The 18,242-nt window shown below is 45.2% G+C and carries 13 protein-coding genes; 3 read left to right on the top strand and 10 right to left on the bottom strand.

Annotation, left to right across the window (positions count from 1 at the left end):
- Positions 1 to 32: 32 nt before the first annotated feature.
- Both BXO88_RS11875 and BXO88_RS11870 read right to left on the bottom strand, forming a co-directional pair.
- Complete coding sequence (locus BXO88_RS11875; protein WP_078037949.1) at positions 33 to 1,700, bottom strand: formate--tetrahydrofolate ligase; 1,668 nt, start codon at positions 1,698 to 1,700, stop codon at positions 33 to 35.
- Between the two features lie 125 nt (positions 1,701 to 1,825).
- The gene (locus BXO88_RS11870) at positions 1,826 to 5,110 is read right to left on the bottom strand and encodes an FtsK/SpoIIIE family DNA translocase (protein WP_078037948.1); all 3,285 of its coding nucleotides are present in this window, start codon (positions 5,108 to 5,110) and stop codon (positions 1,826 to 1,828) included.
- A 237-nt stretch (positions 5,111 to 5,347) separates the two neighbouring features.
- Here BXO88_RS11870 and BXO88_RS11865 point away from each other — a divergent pair, with 237 nt between their 5' ends.
- Together BXO88_RS11865 and BXO88_RS11860 are read left to right on the top strand one after the other, a co-directional pair.
- Positions 5,348 to 6,664 (top strand): MarR family transcriptional regulator, encoded by a 1,317-nt coding sequence (locus BXO88_RS11865; protein ID WP_078037947.1) that lies wholly within the window; start codon positions 5,348 to 5,350, stop codon positions 6,662 to 6,664.
- 42 nt (positions 6,665 to 6,706) lie between these two features.
- Positions 6,707 to 7,009, top strand: a complete 303-nt coding sequence (locus tag BXO88_RS11860) for a hypothetical protein (protein ID WP_078037946.1) — start codon at positions 6,707 to 6,709, stop codon at positions 7,007 to 7,009.
- Positions 7,010 to 7,111: 102 nt separating this feature from the next.
- Here the strand turns inward: BXO88_RS11860 and BXO88_RS11855 are convergent, their stop codons facing one another.
- The 8 genes from BXO88_RS11855 to BXO88_RS11820 form a co-directional block, all read right to left on the bottom strand.
- Complete coding sequence (locus BXO88_RS11855) at positions 7,112 to 8,005, bottom strand: DegV family protein (protein WP_078037945.1); 894 nt, start codon at positions 8,003 to 8,005, stop codon at positions 7,112 to 7,114.
- A 215-nt stretch (positions 8,006 to 8,220) separates the two neighbouring features.
- Positions 8,221 to 9,897, bottom strand: coding sequence for a C40 family peptidase (locus BXO88_RS11850; RefSeq protein WP_242945220.1), 1,677 nt, complete (start codon positions 9,895 to 9,897; stop codon positions 8,221 to 8,223).
- Between the two features lie 94 nt (positions 9,898 to 9,991).
- A complete protein-coding gene (locus BXO88_RS11845; protein ID WP_078037944.1) occupies positions 9,992 to 10,786 on the bottom strand; it encodes an ABC transporter ATP-binding protein in 795 nt (264 codons plus the stop codon).
- Positions 10,786 to 11,769, bottom strand: coding sequence for an ABC transporter permease (locus tag BXO88_RS11840; RefSeq protein WP_078037943.1), 984 nt, complete (start codon positions 11,767 to 11,769; stop codon positions 10,786 to 10,788). Before BXO88_RS11840 ends, BXO88_RS11845 begins: the two co-directional genes overlap by 1 nt.
- A 90-nt stretch (positions 11,770 to 11,859) precedes the next feature.
- Entirely contained in the window at positions 11,860 to 12,909 is a 1,050-nt protein-coding gene (locus BXO88_RS11835; protein WP_206099988.1) for an ABC transporter substrate-binding protein, read from the bottom strand.
- Positions 12,910 to 13,176: 267 nt separating this feature from the next.
- The gene (locus BXO88_RS11830) at positions 13,177 to 14,217 is read right to left on the bottom strand and encodes a TIGR03943 family putative permease subunit (protein WP_078037941.1); all 1,041 of its coding nucleotides are present in this window, start codon (positions 14,215 to 14,217) and stop codon (positions 13,177 to 13,179) included.
- Between the two features lie 120 nt (positions 14,218 to 14,337).
- Entirely contained in the window at positions 14,338 to 15,681 is a 1,344-nt protein-coding gene (locus BXO88_RS11825) for a CobW family GTP-binding protein (protein ID WP_078037940.1), read from the bottom strand.
- A gap of 264 nt (positions 15,682 to 15,945) precedes the next feature.
- Complete coding sequence (locus tag BXO88_RS11820; RefSeq protein ID WP_242945219.1) at positions 15,946 to 16,722, bottom strand: HAD family hydrolase; 777 nt, start codon at positions 16,720 to 16,722, stop codon at positions 15,946 to 15,948.
- Between the two features lie 471 nt (positions 16,723 to 17,193).
- Here BXO88_RS11820 and BXO88_RS11815 point away from each other — a divergent pair, with 471 nt between their 5' ends.
- The gene (locus BXO88_RS11815) at positions 17,194 to 17,988 is read left to right on the top strand and encodes a ribonuclease H1 domain-containing protein (RefSeq protein ID WP_078037939.1); all 795 of its coding nucleotides are present in this window, start codon (positions 17,194 to 17,196) and stop codon (positions 17,986 to 17,988) included.
- Positions 17,989 to 18,242: the final 254 nt, after the last annotated feature.

Below are 18,242 nucleotides of genomic sequence, written 5' to 3'. Positions count from 1 at the left end.
AATTCGACGGTCGCAGCGCAACACTATCTTGCTTAGAACAGTCCGACGATCTTTCCGTCCACTACATCGATATCGAAGGCTGCCGGTTTCTTGGGAAGGCCGGGCATGGTCATGATATCGCCTGTGAGACATACGATAAAGCCTGCGCCTGCGGAAACATAGGCATCTCTTACTGTGATACGGAAGTTTTCCGGTCTTCCGAGCTTCTTAGGATCGTCGCTCAGGCTGTACTGGGTCTTAGCCATACATACAGGAACATTGCCGAATCCGAGCTCTGTAAGACGGTCGAGAGACTTCTTTGCCTTTAAGTCATAGTCAACGCCGTCTGCACCGTAGATCTTTGTAGCTACAGCTTCGATCTTATCGTAAAGAGAATCAGAAAGCTTCTGTACAGGGGTAAAATCAGCTTTCTTTGTCTCGAGAGTTCTGACTACAGCCTCTGCAAGCTCTACGCCGCCCTTTCCGCCTTCACCGTGAACCTTTGAAAGAGCGAACTCTGCACCCTTTTCACGGCAGAAGTTCTCAACGAACTGAAGCTCTGCTTCTGTATCTGATGCGAACTGGTTGATGGCTACTACTACAGGGATTCCGTAGGTCTGGAGATTCTCGATATGCTTTTCGAGGTTAACGATACCCTTTTTGAGAGCCTCGATATTCTCTGATCCTAGCTCTGCCTTCGGAATGCCTCCGTTATATTTGAGGGCACGTACTGTGGCAACGAGAACAACTGCATCAGGAACTAATCTAGACATCTGGCACTTGATATCGAAGAACTTCTCGGCGCCGAGATCAGCACCGAAGCCTGCCTCGGTAACTGCGATCTCACCGAGCTTCATGGCAAATCTTGTTGCCTGTACTGAGTTGCAGCCGTGAGCGATGTTCGCAAAAGGTCCTCCGTGAACTATAGCCATGTTGTGCTCGAGAGTCTGGATGATGTTAGGCTTGATGGCATCCTTGAGAAGAGCAGCCATGGCACCTGTTGCATGAAGGTCTTCTGCCGTTACAGGCTTTCCGTCCACATCGTATGCAACGATGATACGTGCAAGACGTACCTTTAAGTCATCCATGTTATCTGCAAGGCAGAGAACAGCCATGATCTCTGAGGCAACGGTAATTACGAAGTGATCTTCTCTTACGACACCGTCAGTCTTTCTTCCCATACCGATGATGATATTACGGAGCTGACGGTCGTTCATATCTTCACATCTCTTCCAATTGATGCTCTTCAGATCTATGCGAAGCTCGTTGCCCTGCTGTATATGATTGTCGAGGAGTGCGGCAAGGAGATTGTTGGCGCTGGTTATAGCGTGGAAATCTCCTGTGAAATGAAGATTCAGATCCTCCATGGGAACTACCTGAGCGTAACCTCCGCCTGCGGCACCACCCTTGATTCCGAAGCACGGTCCGAGAGAAGGCTCTCTCAAAGCCACTACGGTCTTCTTTCCGATGTGATTTAAGGCATCTGCGAGACCGATGGATGTAGTAGTCTTACCCTCTCCTGCCGGTGTAGGGTTGATGGCGGTGACAAGTACCAGCTTTCCGTCCGGTCTGTCCTTGATCTTGGACCACAGCTCGTTGCTGAGCTTTGCTTTGTACTTTCCGTACTGTTCCAGATCATCGGCATCGATGTTGTATCTTGCAGCAACATCGGTGATACGCTCCATCAGGGCTTCCTGTGCGATTTGAATATCAGACTTCATTTTTTACCTCTTTCTCCTCTTTGATAGACAACAGAAAATCTATGATGCAAGAGATTGATTCAGGTAAAGTTCCTGTAGGGGCCTATACCCGAATCTGTTCTCTTATATCAACAAGTTATAAGAAATTATGAAAACAATGAATCAAATTCCGCAAGAGTCATAAGTATCTTACGGGGTTTGGTGCCCTCTTCAGGGCCGACAACATTGGCATCAGCAAGCTGGTCCATGATTCTCGCAGCGCGGTTAAATCCGATACGGAATTTACGCTGAAGCATACCGATGGATGCCTTCTCGGACTCTATGATGAGCTGTCCTGCGTCATGGAAAAGCTCGTCCATGTCACTCTGGGCTCCGCCTGAGCTTCCTGAACTGCCGCCGGACTGGACTTTAGCCTGAATGTCTTCGCTGTATTCAACATCGCCCATGGTCTTTTTGATGAACTCTGTTACAGCTGAAACCTCCTGATCGGAAACAAAAGCACCCTGAACACGTACAGGCTTAGGAATGCCCTGCGGGAAGAAGAGCATATCTCCCTTTCCGAGAAGCTTCTCCGCACCGTTCATATCGATGATGGTACGGGAATCGGTTCCTGAAGATACCGCAAATGCGATACGGCTCGGAACATTGGCCTTGATGAGACCTGTGATGACATTGACAGTAGGGCGCTGGGTAGCGATGACAAGGTGCATTCCCGCAGCTCTTGCAAGCTGTGCGATACGACAGATGGCATCTTCCACTTCCTGGCTTGAAACCATCATAAGGTCAGCAAGCTCGTCGATGATGATAACTATCTGAGGAAGCTTTTCAGGCTTCTGGTCTTCAGGAATCTCAGGATCGTTGATGATTCGTTCTATTTTTTCGTTATAGCCCTTCAGGTCTCTGGAACCTGTTTCGGCAAATTTCTTATATCGTTCTGTCATTTCTGCCACAGCCCAGTTGAGAGCGGCAGCAGCCTTCTTTGGATCCACTACTACAGGGATGAGAAGGTGAGGTATACCGTTATATACGCTAAGCTCTACTACCTTCGGATCCACCATGATCATACGAAGCTCTTCAGGCTTGTATTTGAAGAGCATGGACATGATAAGAGTGTTTATACAAACAGACTTACCAGAACCTGTTGATCCGGCGATGAGAAGGTGAGGCATCTTTGCGATGTCGGTAACGATGGTCTTGCCTGAAATATCTTTACCTACACCAAATGCGATCTTTGACTTGGCATCTGCAAAGTCAGGACTTCTCAGCACATCACCAAGGTGAACCACTGAGCTGTGCTTGTTCGGAACTTCGATACCTACAGCTGATTTTCCCGGAATAGGAGCCTCGATACGGATATCTGTAGCTGCGAGTCTCATCTTGATATCGTCTGTAAGGGAAACGATCTTTGAGACCTTTACGCCGATATCAGGCTGTATCTCGTATCGGGTAACAGAAGGTCCTACAGAAATGTCTGTGATCTTTACTTCTATATCAAAGCTTTTAAGTGTTTCCTGAAGGATTACTGCATTCTGACGGATCTCTTCTCTGGAATCCATATCCTGAGCACCGCCTGTGGAAAGCAGACTGAGAGGAGGAATGACATAAGGCTTCTGTGGCTTCTTCTGCTTTATCTCCTGCTCTACCTTTTTGTTGTCTGCTTCAGTCGGAGTGTTTTCTATCTTTTCACGATCGAGCTGAGTCTGCGGCTTCTTGACTACGGGCTCAACATCAACCTCGATAACCTTGCCACCGGCTGTTACTATCTGTCGTGTTCCTGCCTCTGTCATATTGCCGCTTGATAAAACAGCTGGCTTACTTGAAGAAACAGGAGCGGCAGCTTCTTCGATGTCCTCTGTATATGCCGCTTCATCATCAGCATCGTAAGGATCATAAGAGTCGGATGAATCAAAATCATCCGATGAATCATCAGAGATGCTCTCTTCCACCGGTGCTATAGTGAGGATGTTGCCCGGAACCTCCTCAGTGGTCTCGTCTTCATCTTCGAAATCATCCATATCAAATGGTGCGATATGGATACCTTTGTTATCGAATGCGCCTGAAATGATATTGCCGGAAACGGATGCATCTTCTTCTGATCCCTGTACGGATCTTTCTACATCAGCTTTACCAACATCAGAAGAGAAATCGTTTGTGATATCTGTGATCGAGATAACAGATGCACGCTCTTCACTTATGTGAGGTACTCTTGCTTCGGCAGATATATCCACGTTCTCTTCGTAAGCTGATGATGAAGGAACATCAAAGGCTGAAGAGTCGCAGGTGTTTTCAACATTATCAACACTGTTGTCTGACATACGGTTAAATGCAGCATCGAGAGCTGCCTCAACTGCATCGTAGGAATCGGATGAGTTATCTGCATCCTGAACATCAGATGAAGATGCAGAAACATTGGCAACAGCATCTATAGAATCTGCAGAAACCGCTGAACCGGAAGAAGCCACTGAGATCGCAGAAGCTGCTGCACCTGCTGAAGCTGCGGCAAGAGTCTCGGGACGAGGCTTAATGTTGTATTTGGACACCTGTGGTCTAGGTAATGTGGTCGGATCCACAAGAGTGACAGGTGTATGCTGTACCTCGGTTTCGTATTGTGGAGCAGAGGTTTCCGAAGGTTCATCAAAATACGGAAGATCATCGAGGTTGACAGTCTCCTGCGGAACTACGTTATCCGTTAATGCTACAACCGGCTGCTCTGTGAGAGCAAAATCAACACGTCTTGCTGCCATCTCACGCTGCTGTGCTTCTCTCGCCTGTCTCCTCTCCTCTCTGTGAATACGTGCGGATTCGGCAACATTGTTCCAGTCCTCCTTTGCGCGCTCTGTGGCACGAAGTGCGGCTGAGCTGGAGCTTTCCGCAAGCATCCTTGCAAGAGGCTTGCCTGTTATGTAGATGAGACATACGAAGCAGGCAGCCAAAAGTATGAGCATGGAGCCCACCTTTCCGGCTACGGTATAGAGAACCATGGCGAGAGCTCCGCCAATGATTCCGCCGCCGATTCCCTGCTGAGAGCCCTCTTTGTAAAAATCCGCGAGGCTCATGTTGGTGACACCGCCCCCGAAGGTAAGCTGAAAGATAGCTGATATGAAGATCAGCATAAAGAGAGCTGTGGTCATGCGAAATGTTGCGTATGGATTGTCAAGATTTGACAGAATGAAAACAACTACGAAGCTTAATAATATAGGAAAAAGGAAACCCATGATACCGAAGAGTCCAAGCTGTATACTCTTAAGCACTGCTCCTACGGGTCCACAAAGTCCTAAATTAGCTAAAAATAAAAATGCAGAAACTGCGAAAGTGATAATGATCGCAACTTCATCACCCATCATAGGCGCATCATAAGTGTTCTTTTTGGAACGGCTGCCTGTTGAAGCTGCCTTCTTAGTTTTATTTTTACTACCCTTTGGTCTACCCATTTATTCCACCTTAAATTGCAAAATATAACCTATACATTATAGACCAATTAAATCATAAAATCCATATCCTTAAAACTCATGTTCTATTTTGATGAAATGTGACATCGTGTAAAGATTGAATTTATATTGTATTTATGAAATTTGAACATGTTTCATTTGACTTTAAAAACCTGCGGTGATACCTTATGCTTAAAGACATAAAATTGCATGTCTTTAAATACAAAAACGGAGATCGCCATGACAAATGTTGCTATCGTAAGCCCTGATCATTCACTGGAACCGGTTGATAAAGTTATAGCCGAGCATGATTTTGGCTGTCAGTTTTATAAGTATATATATAAGAAGATGTCCGATATCGATGAGATATATCAGGACTGCAAGGGAAAGTGTGATGTCATCTTCTTCTCGGGTGAGCTTGGGTATCATTATATAAAGAACAAGTTCCCGGATATCAGGATTCCATGCACATTTACTGCGTATGAGCCTATAGATGTGCTGTCGATACTTCTTCAGTTCAAGATCGAGCATCCGCAGACTCCTCTTAACCGTATCTTCTGTGATTTCCTGACTTCGACAAACAACTACATGGGAATCAGGCAGTATATAAAAAAGGATGACTGTCCGTATTTCTTTGAGGATACGCATTATGATTATAAGCATATCACGGCTTATGCAAAGAAGCTTTGGGATGAGGGAAAGATAGACTATATACTCTCCCGCTCCATCAACAATCTGAAGAGACTTGATGAACTCCATATCCCTTATGTGGCGGTATTCCCCTCAGAGGATATGATCGTTAAGTCCATAAGATCTGCCATGAAGGAGTTAAGACTAAATCAGATCGAGCAGAAGGACGAGATAAGCATTCTCATCAGACTTCCTTTCGGTGAAGATATCGAGCAGGAGGAGCAGGAATACAGAGAGGCTACGGTTTATAAGATGCTTGCGGATTATCGTAAGGATACACACCGTCATTTTTCTATTTCACAGGGCTTCAACCAGTTTGAGATACATGATCGTCTCGAGGCGGGAACATTTGAGATAGATAAACTGAGACCTTTCCTTCTCAGGATGAAGAAAGAGCTGGGATTTGCTTTCAGAATCGGTGCCGGTGTAAGCTCATCCAAGGAACGCTCCAGATATTTTGCAGAGCATGCTCTCATGGAGGCGAACAGATACGGAAGAAATGATGCCTTTTTCGTTGGGGAGGAAGGAAAGGTGACAGGACCTCTCAGCTCCGACACCCAACTCATGTACAACTATTCCAATGAAAAAGCCCTGAACTTCTCTCGCGAGAACGGAATCAATGAGACCAATATACTGAAGCTTATCAGTATGTTCGAGCAGGATGAGAAGCAGGTGATAAGCTCCCACGAGCTGTCTCAGCTTTTGGGCATCACACCGAGATCCGCCAGCCGTATTCTTGCAAAGCTTCTGGATCTCCATATCATCCGACTTACTGAAAATGAGGTTCAGGATAAGTCAGTCCGCCAGGGGCGCCCTACTCATTACTTTAACTTCAATGTGATGGAGTTCAGGAACGCGCTGATGTGATCTTGGGGATATGGTTGTGATTTAAATATTGATATCTTAAAAATGATAAATATAAAGTTAAAGAAAACAATTCTTGTAGTGCTGGATACCATCCTCATCATGGCGACTATAGTTCCCGTTCTTGTTTTGCTGAAGGAATGTATAGAGGCGGCAATAGTTGGAACCATACCCTGGGGATTCGGATACGGCGTTGATTACGGAGAGAAAATATTCGGAATAGAGGCATTCTTTTATGTTATGTCTTTCTACCTTGCATTCTTCTTTGTGCTGGTTGCATTATGGGCAATGCTTTATGTTTTTACTTCTTTCTTTACTGTATTTACATTGGTTTATTTAAAGAAATAGTTTAAAAAGACCTGTGGTCGGAGTTTTCAGGCTCCTGACCACAGGTCTTATTTCATATTTTTTGAAGCTCAGGCAAAAAGTCTCTCAAACCAGACAGATAGCTTAGTCGTTTATTCTCTCGTCGCCCCACCAGAATACGGCAATGGTTCCGGGACCGGTATGACAGCTGATGGTAGGACCAACCTTAAAGAGAGAAGGCTTTCCACCTTTAAGATTAGGGAACTTTTCAGCGATCATGGATGCCATCTTTTCGCCATCCTCAGGACAGCCGGCCTGATTGATGAAGCATTTACCGGAATACTCGAGGCGGTCATCGGCAGTTTCAGTCATCTTCTGAAGGATGCGTTCCATGACCTTCTTCTTGGTCCTTATCTTCTCTCTTGTCTTGAGAGATCCGTCATAGCCGATCTCAAGGAGAGGACAAATATTTAAGACATTACCGATGAAACCTGATGCCTTGGATACACGTCCGCCCATGATAAGGAACTTAAGGTCTGATGTGAAGAACCATGACTGGATGAAGTGCTTATGAGCCTCTGCCCATGCAGCGAGATCATCTATATTCATTCCTTCATCGCGGAGTTCGCACATCTTATCCACAAGAAGGGCATAACCGCCTGTTGCATTGGTAGAATCGATAATTATGATCTTTCTGTCAGGATACTCTTCTTTCAGAACGTCCCGAGCGATGCATGCTGAATTATAGGTCCCTGAAATACCGCTTGCAAGAGTTACGTGGATGATGTCTTTTCCTTCATCAAGGAACTTACGGAAGTGATCTTCGTACTCCTGAACATTGACCTGAGAGGTTTTTGACTTCTCTCCTGCAAGCATACGCTTGTAGATCTCGGCTGTAGTTATTGACTTCTCAAAATCGTCAATATACTCGTCGGTACCGAGGTACAGGTGAAAGAAGCAGGGATAGACCTTCTTCTCTTCTACCCACTCCATAGAGGTGTCTATAGGAGTACAGCAGCTAATGATATATTCGTTCATGATAATCTCCTATCAATATCAGCTTAATGATTAATATTATGTTCAGACCATCGAAAGTGTTTTCCGACTGTTAAAAAATCTAAACTGTTATATTATAGCATAAAGCCGGAAGGGAAACGATGTAAAAACGTTTTCCTTCCGGCTTTTTTTTAGTCTTTATTCAGATGTCATATTTCTTATGATTACAGAATAATATTTTCTGATGAAAGTGAGATTTAATCTCCGATTACATTTCTTATAGCCACAGGAGTACGGTAGTTCCAACGGTAGATTCTGATACCTGACTTTCTTGAAGCGGCATTTACGATCTGACCGTTGCCTATATACATACCGACATGGTTTATGGTTCCGCTGCTGTTTGCATAGAATACGAGATCACCGGGCTTCATGTTGTCACTGGTCACCTTTACACCGGCCTGAGCCTGATCACGGGAAACTCGCGGAACATAGATTCCGAAGTTCTTGAGAACAGACTGAACGAAACCTGAGCAGTCGGCACCATGAGTAAGGGATGTACCGCCCCATACATATGGATTACCAACGAACTGACAAGCATAGTTAACGATCTTGTTTCTGAAGGCTGCGGCTGCGTTTGCGGCTTCTACAGCAGGATAATACTCGATGGCTTCCTGAAGAGCGTAGGTTACGGAGACATTGTTATCTCTTGTAGAAACAAAGGAGCCCTGAGATGAATCACTGTCATCGCCGTCACCGAGGTCGAGCTCTACCCATCCATCCAGCTGATTCAATACGTCATAACGCTGTCCGCTGGTGACCTGGGTCCATGCCTCGGAATCTGTGGAAGGCTGTGATCTTACGTTAAGAGACTGTGTGTTTATAAGCGCCATAACGTGAGCGTTCTGCAAAGCAAGATCCTGAGCGGTCTGACCGGTGGCAATGAGGTCTGCACGTACATAGCCGTCGATACCGCCGGACTTGATATGATACCAGCCGTTTTCTTCTCCGAGGATGTTACATCCGCCGTAGCCCGGGAACTTACCGATGATGTTAGCGATTCCATCCTCCTTTGGAGCTGAACGAACATTGATGTAATCGGATGCAAGAGAAACGCCCAGATTATCATACATATTGAGAACCTTCTGCTTGAGGTTCAGAGACTTGGCCTCATCCAGACCGTAGCTTAGTGAAACATTCTCATCGGAAGCTGACATATAGGCGAGGTCCACATTGTCAATGTTGGTGGTGGCGATCATGATCCAGTCCTTGTTGACTCTCTTCACCACTTCGTACTTCTCACCCTTGGCGGCCGATCCGACGGTGTTGCCATCGATGATCTCCGGTGTTGAACGGATACGCAGCTTGTCTGCCAGAACTGTGGCTCTTGGCTTAATTAGACTTCCGGCAAGCGTCACTGCTTCATCTCCTGTGACCACATATGGAGCTGAAACATATCCATCCATGCCGCCGGATCTTACATGCATCCAGCCGGGAGCTCCTTCAGGTGAAACCTCAAGTACATCAACAGCAGAGCCGTTAGCAAGCATGCCTACGATGGTTGTGAGGTCGTTCTGGTTAGGTGCGCTTCTGAAATTGATGTAGCTGTCACACTTTATGATTCCGAGATTACTGTATTGAGATATGGAATTCATGATGGCTTCCATCTGAATAGCCTTTGTGAAGACCTGAACCTCTTCAAGCGTTGACATCTCTTCCTTTGTCTCAGCTGATACATCTGAGCTCAGTTCCTGAGCTGCATCAGATTCAGCTTCTTCTGCCACTACAGAATCCGAATAAGTAGCCTTCTGTCCGTTTATTGCCAATGCTGCTACCAGACCGATAACGATCACAGTCAGGATACCGGCTGCGATAAACATGATGTTTCTTTCCTGATCTTTGGGGTCTATATGAAAATCAAAATTAGGTTTTGCCATTTGTCAGTACTCCTTGGAAATAGACATTTTTTAGCATAACCCTCATTATACCATAAAGTTCAGTTTCTAATCATTAAAAAATTATAATACAACATCATGAAAGCAGCATTCTGTCATTTGCGAATGTTCCGCCCGTAACTTCCTCAAACTTATGAAGAAGGTCTTCTACTGTGAGCTTCTTCTTTTCCTCTCCTGAGATATCCAAGGCAACCTTTCCTTCATTCATCATGATGAGACGGTTTCCGTGAATGATGGCATCACGCATATTGTGTGTAACCATGAGAGTTGTGAGATTGTTCTCTTCTACTATTCTGTCTGTGGCCGCCAGAACCTTGGATGCGGTCTTCGGATCCAGAGCTGCTGTGTGCTCGTCAAGAAGAAGTACCTTTGGCTTCTTCATGGTAGCCATGATAAGTGTAAGAGCCTGACGCTGACCTCCGGAAAGAAGACCCACCTTGGCTGTAAGTCTGTCCTCGAGTCCGAGATCCAGAGTCTTCAGGTACTCTTTGTATTTTTCCTGCTCTTTTCTGGTGACACCCCAGCGAAGTGTACGGCGCTGACCGCGTCTTGCAGCAAGAGCCAGATTCTCGTCGATCTGCATGTCACCTGCGGTGCCTGTTCTTGGATCCTGAAAAACTCGTCCGAAGTAAGGAGCTCTCTGATATTCTGAAAGACCTGACACATCGATTCCGTCTACAAGTATCATTCCGGAATCAATAGGCCATACACCGGCTACCGCGTTCATGATAGTTGATTTTCCGGCTCCGTTACCACCGATAACTGTACAGAAATCACCGTCGTTAAGGGTAATGCTTACATTGGAAAGAGCGACCTTTTCGTTGATGGTTCCGGCATTAAATGTTTTGCAAATGTTTCTGATCTCCAGCATTATTCTGCCTCCTTACCGTTATTTAAGGATTCTGCCTGAAGCTTGGCATTACGCTTCTGGAGTCCTGAAAATGAATTGATACGTTTCTCTTTAAGATAAGGAACAGCGAGGAATGCAGCAACCACAATGGCTGTGAGGAGCTTCATGTCGTCTGCCGGGAACTTGAGCCAGAGAACGAAAACATAAACCATGTAGTAAATGATGGCACCGATGATGGTGAAGCTTAAACGCATCACGAAGTTGAGACGCTTTCCTACAAGAGCCTCTGCGAGAACCTCACCGATGATAACAGCTGCGAGTCCGATAACGATAGAACCCTGTCCCATCTTTACATCCGCAAATCCCTGATACTCAGAAAGGATTCCGCCTGAAAGAGCAACGAGACCGTTCCCCAGCATAAGAGCGAGGATCTTCATCTTGTTTGTATCTATACCCTGAGCTCTCGACATGTTAGGGTTGATACCTGTGGCACGGATAGAGCTTCCCAGCTCTGTTCCGAGGAACCAGTAAATGATGGAAACGATGATGATATCAACAACAAGTGTAAGGGCAAGAGTCTGTCCGAGGTAACGTATATTTGAAGTAAAGAATACTCTGACAGAGTTTATAGGCACAGCCTGATTTGCTTTTCCCATGAGATTCAGGTTTATGGAATACAGGGAAATCTGTGTCAGGATACCTGCAAGGATATCGGGTATACCGAGCTTGGTATGAAGTATTCCGGTGATGAGTCCAGCGAGGAGTCCGGCTCCCAGAGATGCAAAAAGAACGGTGGAAGGATCAAAGCCGTTAAGCATGAGCATGACTGCAACTGCTCCTCCCAAAGAAAAAGAGCCGTCAACTGTCATATCGGCGAAGTTTAGAACTCTGAAGGTGGTGTATACGCCGAGAGCCATGATACCCCAGATAAGACCCTGTGCAATACCGCCGGGTGCCGCATTCCATAAGGCTATAGGATTTAGTGATGAAAAGTAAGCTGCCATTATCTGTAAATCTCCGTTTAAAAATAAAAATTAAAAAATCTCAGCACAGTATCAGAAACACAACACTGTGCTGAGTATAAATTGAATGAATTACTTCTCTAATGCTTTGTAGTCAGATGGCATCGTGATTCCGATGGCGTCAGCATAAGCCTTGTTGTATTCCTTTGTTGTTGCAGAAGCATAAGCGATAGGCATGGTCTTTACATCTGCGCCGTTTGAAAGGATTTCGATAGCCTGTTCACCTGTTGCACGGCCGAGATCCTCGTAGCTGATGGAAAGAGTTGCAAGTCCGCCTGACATCATCATATTTTCTTCGCCGCAGATGATAGGGATACCTGCAGGCTGAGCGATGTTCGTAACAACAGTCATGTTTGAAGCGGCTGTGTTATCTGTCGGAATGTAAAGTGCGTTACAGTCTGCTACTGCTGACTGAACAACTGACTGAAGGTCGTTGGAATCTGCGAATGTGAACTCCTGATATTCGATTCCGTCTTCCTTAAGGTACTTACCGATCTCAGTAGCCTGATACTTTGAGTTTGCCTCGGCTGAGCAGTAAAGGATGGAAACCTTCTTTACATCAGGTACGATCTCGAGGATCATGTCCTCCTGCTGCTCGAGTGGAGCCAGATCTGAAGTTCCGGAAACATTGATACCTGTACCCTTTGAGGCATCGAAGTTGTCCATCGCAAGGGCTGTGCCGTAGTCTGTAACGGATGTACCGAGAATAGGAATGTCCTGAGTTGCATTCATGGCTGCCTGAAGAGCAGGTGTTGCATTGGCAAGGATAAGGTCGTATTCATTGGAAACGAAACCGTTGATGATAGTGGTACATGTAGCAGAATCGCCCTGTGCGTTCTGTTCGTCAATGACTACATTATCGCCATACTTCTCCTTGAGAACGTCCACGAAGCCCTTTGTAGCTGCATCAAGTGCGCTGTGCTGAACCAGCTGGCAGATACCTACCTTGAACTGCTTGTCACCGGAAGCTCCTGCAGGTGCTGCACTTTCGGCTGAAGCTGCGCTTGTCTCTGCAGCCTTCTCTGTAGTAGCCGGTGAAGCAGATGAGCCACAGGCTGTAAGTGAAGCAGCTGCGATTACAGCTGCCATGGAAACTGCTGTTAACTTTGTCATTCTCTTCATAATATTCTCCATTCCGCCACCGGTTTTACGGCGGCACGAACAGTGCTTATTTAAGTACCCTATACACTGTTTCGCCCTTCTTTATTGTTCGTAAAGCAATACTTTACTTTAGCACTTTAAATCGTACTAGTTATGGTTATTATATGTCATGGAAAGAGGGATATCAAGAAGGATTTATGATATTTTTTTGTGCTATTACTATGGGTTATGTAAGTGATAATCGTAAAAGAAAAGAGCCCATTGTATGAACAATGGACTCTTAAATGTTTAGAATGTTACAGTTTCTTCGACAGGACCGGTGTGAACCAGCTCTCTGATCTCGAGAACAGGACCTTCTCCGCCGTACTCTTCTCTTTCTTCCATGGCAACCACAGCTGTTACCTTGGCCCAGTCTCTGGTCTTAAACTGAGAAAGTAATGAAGGCTCTCCCTTGGCTACATAGCCGAGGAAGGTCATATCCTGAGCACAGCAGGTCATGGCCATACGTCCCGGAACGACTTCATCGGCAGGACTGCCGTTTCTGTTCAGGATCATAGCTGTAAATGTAAGCTCTTTTCCTACATATCTTTCTGGATTATCCATACAGTCTACGAACCATGTTCCATAATCTTCGTTCTTGATGGCGATAGATGACTCGTTGATGTCGTAAGGAAGATCCTCAGGAAGAGTATCCTGTGGGATCTCACCATCCTTGCCCTCGAGAACAAGCATAGCGTTCTGACCCATAGCTCTTATTTTTCTTCTGTAATCAACGAGCTTCTCCTTAGGGATGTTGTCACAGCGGTTCACGATTGCGAGCTCGGCGTTACGAAGCATCTGACCCATGAAGCTCTTCATATTTCCGAGGTAAAGGTCTAAGGTCTCTCCGTTGATGATAGTGATGATCTGGTAAACAGACCATGAATCCGGCATGGAGAGCTCGTATTCAGGAGCCCGGCCCTGCTGCTCTGCAAGAGCTGTCTCTGACATAGGACCGTCCAAAAGGTCATCCTGATTCCACATGCCGTTCCATTCGATGATAATACGCTCAGGATTATATTTGTCCTGAAGAGCCTGGAGATTCTCAGCATTGAAGTCAGTTTCTTTCTCCATAGGGATCTTGATGGTATGATACTTCTCAAGAGTGGCATCATCGTATTCTGACTCTCCTTCCTCACAGAGAAGCAAAAGTGTTGTTCCCTCTGTCTGGAAGTAATCCTGTGCCATGGTGAACTTTATAAAATCAGTCTTTCCTGCCTCGAGAAATCCGTTGATGAGAAATACAGGAATCTGATCGTCTCTTAACTCATAATTATCGCTTGTTGCCATTTTTTACTCCATTCTGATTTATTTTGTCCCGGCTGAAAAATGAATGTAAAAGCCTGACAAATCTAATCTTCGTTAATACGAATTAAGTGAGTGCCGAAAATCGACACTCACTGTTTTTCATTACATGCCTGCAAATGCTTCGCGAAGAGCTGTTTCGTTAAGTTCTGCGCCGATTACTACAACCTTGCCTGTGTAATCAGGTGAACCGTCTCGGATCTCTGTCTGCTCTGGAACGAGATCGAAGTACATCCAGTTGCCCTTATCTGTAGTAGGAAGCATTCCCTTACATCTTACAACATTACCGTATTTATCGGAATGAGCCATCTCTTCAAGGATCTGCTCAAGCTTCTTTCTGTCAAATGAATGAGGTGTTTCTACGCCCCATGTTGTGAATACCTCATCGGCATCATGATGGTGGTGACAGCAGCATTCGCCGTCCTCGTGATGATGGTGATGATGTTCATGCTCATCCTCGTCATGGTGATGGCAGCACTCGTGATCGTCATCATCGTGGTGGTGATGATGGTGCTCATGCTCGTCCTCGTCATGGTGGCAGCAGCACTCGTGATCGTCATCATCGTGGTGATGATGGTGCTCATGCTCATCCTCGTCATGGTGATGGCAGCACTCGTGATCGTCATCATCGTGGTGATGGTGGTGCTCATGCTCATCCTCGTCATGGTGATGGCAGCACTCATGTCCGTCCTCATCATGGTGATGATGGTGGTGATGATGTGAGTGGCTGTGGTGAATCTGAACACCATTTGGAAGAGTCTCTATCTCATCATGCTCATCCTCGTGCTCATGTTCGTGCTCATGCTCGTGAACACGATCCATAACATCACTGAGCATCTCTTCTGCAAGATCATACTTCTTTGAGATAATGTTTACGAGCTGCTCGCCTGTGAGCTCAGCCTCAGGTGTTGTGATAACTGTAGCGCGTGGATTTATAGTCTTTATGATGGCAACAGCCTCGCCAACCTTAGCCTCGGGTGCGATATCTGTTCTGGAAAGCACTACTGTTCCGGCGTACTCGATCTGGTTGTTGAAGAACTCACCGAAGTTCTTTGAGTACATCTTTGCCTTCTTTGCGTCAACCACAGTAACTGCTGAGTGAAGCTCGACCTCGAGATCCTCAGAAACAGACTTTACTGCACCGATGATGTCTGAAAGCTTTCCTACACCTGATGGCTCGATGATGATACGGTCAGGATGATAAGTATTGACCACCTCTGTAAGAGACTGCTCAAAATTACCAACAAGTGAGCAGCAGATACAGCCCTGATTCATTTCACGGATCTGGATACCTGAATCCTTGAGGAAACCGCTGTCGATTCCGATCTCACCGAACTCGTTCTCGATGAGAACCACCTTTTCTGTTTTTAATGCCTCATCCAGAAGTCTCTGAATGAATGTTGTCTTACCGGCTCCAAGGAAACCGGAAACGATATCTATACTTGTCATAATTACTCCTTCCAGTAATGAGAATAATCTGTATTTATGATGAAAGTTTAATCCTTATAAGGAAAAATCCATCATCGGCGAAGGCTGAATAAATGTGTATACAAAATTAGCACTCTAAATTCAGCATTGCTAATTATAGATTTATGAAAAATCATTGTCAACAGACGAAACTGCCATAAAATGGCTGAAATAATGAAAATTTTGTAAAATCGATTTTATGCAATCTACTTTGAAGCTGCCTCATGAGCTGAGGAAAAGAAGGAATTATAAATTTTCAAGATACTCAATAGCTTTCTCTATATCCTCAGCACTCTTTATGAGAACATCAGCTCCGGATTCTTCAAGCTCCTGCTGATTACGGAAACCATAGATGCAGCCGATGGACTTAATACCCGCCCGTTTTGCGGTCTCCATATCTGTGTTCGTGTCTCCAACATAAACACACTCTTCTTTACTTGAACTTATGTGGCTCAATGTATCATCCACAACACCCGTGTCCGGCTTTAAAGGATGTGTCCCGTCATCTCCTGATATGTAATCAAAGTATCCTTCTCCGAAGGCATGATTAAGAACCAGTACAGCCTCTTCCAAAGGCTTGTTTGTGATGCAGGCAACCTTCCATCCTTTAGCCTTAAGTGTATCCAGTGATTCTTTCATCCCCGGATAAGGTTCTGCCTTAAAGGTGCAGTTTTCTCTGAAAATTTTCATGTATGTCTCGTAGGCTTCGTCAATCTGCTCCATAACCTCATCAGCCTGCTGATCCAGGTCAAAAGCCTTATCCTCGTCCTTCTCTTCCCACTTTTCGGCTTCTCTGTAAAGACGATTGGCTGTTGCTTCAACTGAACGTTCAACGAATCTGTAGCTTCCGACTCCAACGTATTTTTTTGTCTGTTCCATAGTGATGGGATCAAAACCGAACTGCTCCATAGTCTTGTTCATGGTATCCTGAAGACTGTAAAGAGTATTAACAAGTGTGCCATCGAGGTCTAAAAGAATTGCATTGAATTTCTGAGACATAGTGAAGGTCCTTTCCTCAATCATGTGACGGAAACATCCATGCTGACATGGTTAATGTGTTGTTTCCTTCTGTGTATATGGATAATGTTTTTTTACATAACTTAATTTATGAAGTAAATGATATCAAAGTCTGCTGCATTATAACACTAAATATGTGGCATCTAAAGAGGATTTGAAATCTTTATAAAACATTAACCTATGATTGTGTGGTATTAAATCGGACTTTCGGGTAGAATTAGGTGCTGTTCAGTATGGATATAACACAGAAAATGCAGGGCGCGTGCCGGCTCACTCGGTTGAAAGTACATCCTGCTCGACATGTTCGTTCCTGATGCACAAGGTGCATCCGTCCCGTACATGTTTGCGCATCTGTTCTTTCAACTCGCAAGCCTTGGCACACATCCCTTGCATTTTCTTCCGTTTCTGATCAGTCAAGTAAATTATGAACTGAATAGAACTGATTATTACTATAGTTTATTTTATGGAAGGTGACATATGGCATTTTATTACGCAGTTCAAAGAGGAAAAAACCCGGGAGTTTACAGTAACTGGAATGATTGCAAAGCGCAGGTTACTGGATTTTCCGGAGCAGTATATAAGAAGTTCAGCACCCTGGAAGAGGCAGAAGCATTTGCAGGAGCAAGCGGTGGATACGGAAGTGCAGGGGGAACAAGTCAAAGCAACGGTTCGGTTGGAAACAGCAGATATGGAATATCAGCCGGAAGAACAGGCTCCTCCGGATCAGCTACATCATGGAGGAATTCAGCAGGGGGCACTTCGGCTTCTGTTTCGGTACCTCAGGGTCCACAGTTTCACTCCGTCAGTGACATCAAACCAGAGGACGTAACGGCGGAATTTGCCGGTGTTGATACGGAAGCTCTCGCCTATGTTGACGGAAGCTACAACATACGATCAAAGAAATTTGGCTATGGCGGGATTCTCATGAGAAGAGACGGGACATTTGAGACTGTTCAGGGATCCGGCACCGATGCATCTCTCGCATCCATGAGAAATGTTGCAGGGGAGATCCACGGATCCATGGCGGCCATTAGTGCGGCGGGAAAACATGGAATCAAAAGCATCACGGTTTTTTATGATTATATGGGAATCGAAATGTGGGCTGACAACAAGTGGAAAGCAAACAAGGAAGGCACCATCGAGTACAAGGCTTTTATTTCGGAAATGAGAAACAGCATGGAAATCCGTTTTCGGAAGGTTGCGGCTCATACCGGTGTCAGATTTAATGAGCTTGTGGATAAGCTGGCGAAGGGATCTGTAGGTATACTGTGATGATAAGGATAATGCCGATTCGGTTTTACATCTTGCGATGATAGAAAACGAGGCGATTTTCAACAAATTGAAGGAGGTACCGGAAATGAATGAAGCACTTATAAAACTCATGAAGCCAGAACTTGATGCTGCAACAGATAATGCAAGAAAAGAAGGTATAAAAGAAGGTATAACTAAGGGAAAAACCGAGGGTACTACTTAAAATATACCCTATAAAGTGGACACTTTAAGAAGAAGGGAACCCTAAAAATGGA

This window comes from Oribacterium sp. C9 (assembly GCF_002007235.1).
In the GTDB taxonomy this organism is placed as follows: Bacteria; Bacillota; Clostridia; order Lachnospirales; family Lachnospiraceae; genus Oribacterium.
This window is presented reverse-complemented; position numbering and strand designations above follow the sequence as displayed.

Bases quoted from the DNA above. Each gene is read 5' to 3' on its own strand.
- BXO88_RS11875 (WP_078037949.1), bottom strand. From the start codon at position 1,700: ATGAAGTCTGATATTCAAATCGCACAGGAAGCCCTGATGGAGCGTATC.
- BXO88_RS11870 (WP_078037948.1), bottom strand. From the start codon at position 5,110: ATGGGTAGACCAAAGGGTAGTAAAAATAAAACTAAGAAGGCAGCTTCA.
- BXO88_RS11865 (WP_078037947.1), top strand. From the start codon at position 5,348: ATGACAAATGTTGCTATCGTAAGCCCTGATCATTCACTGGAACCGGTT.
- BXO88_RS11860 (WP_078037946.1), top strand. From the start codon at position 6,707: ATGATAAATATAAAGTTAAAGAAAACAATTCTTGTAGTGCTGGATACC.
- BXO88_RS11855 (WP_078037945.1), bottom strand. From the start codon at position 8,005: ATGAACGAATATATCATTAGCTGCTGTACTCCTATAGACACCTCTATG.
- BXO88_RS11850 (WP_242945220.1), bottom strand. From the start codon at position 9,897: ATGGCAAAACCTAATTTTGATTTTCATATAGACCCCAAAGATCAGGAA.
- BXO88_RS11845 (WP_078037944.1), bottom strand. From the start codon at position 10,786: ATGCTGGAGATCAGAAACATTTGCAAAACATTTAATGCCGGAACCATC.
- BXO88_RS11840 (WP_078037943.1), bottom strand. From the start codon at position 11,769: ATGGCAGCTTACTTTTCATCACTAAATCCTATAGCCTTATGGAATGCG.
- BXO88_RS11835 (WP_206099988.1), bottom strand. From the start codon at position 12,909: ATGAAGAGAATGACAAAGTTAACAGCAGTTTCCATGGCAGCTGTAATC.
- BXO88_RS11830 (WP_078037941.1), bottom strand. From the start codon at position 14,217: ATGGCAACAAGCGATAATTATGAGTTAAGAGACGATCAGATTCCTGTA.
- BXO88_RS11825 (WP_078037940.1), bottom strand. From the start codon at position 15,681: ATGACAAGTATAGATATCGTTTCCGGTTTCCTTGGAGCCGGTAAGACA.
- BXO88_RS11820 (WP_242945219.1), bottom strand. From the start codon at position 16,722: ATGATTGAGGAAAGGACCTTCACTATGTCTCAGAAATTCAATGCAATT.
- BXO88_RS11815 (WP_078037939.1), top strand. From the start codon at position 17,194: ATGGCATTTTATTACGCAGTTCAAAGAGGAAAAAACCCGGGAGTTTAC.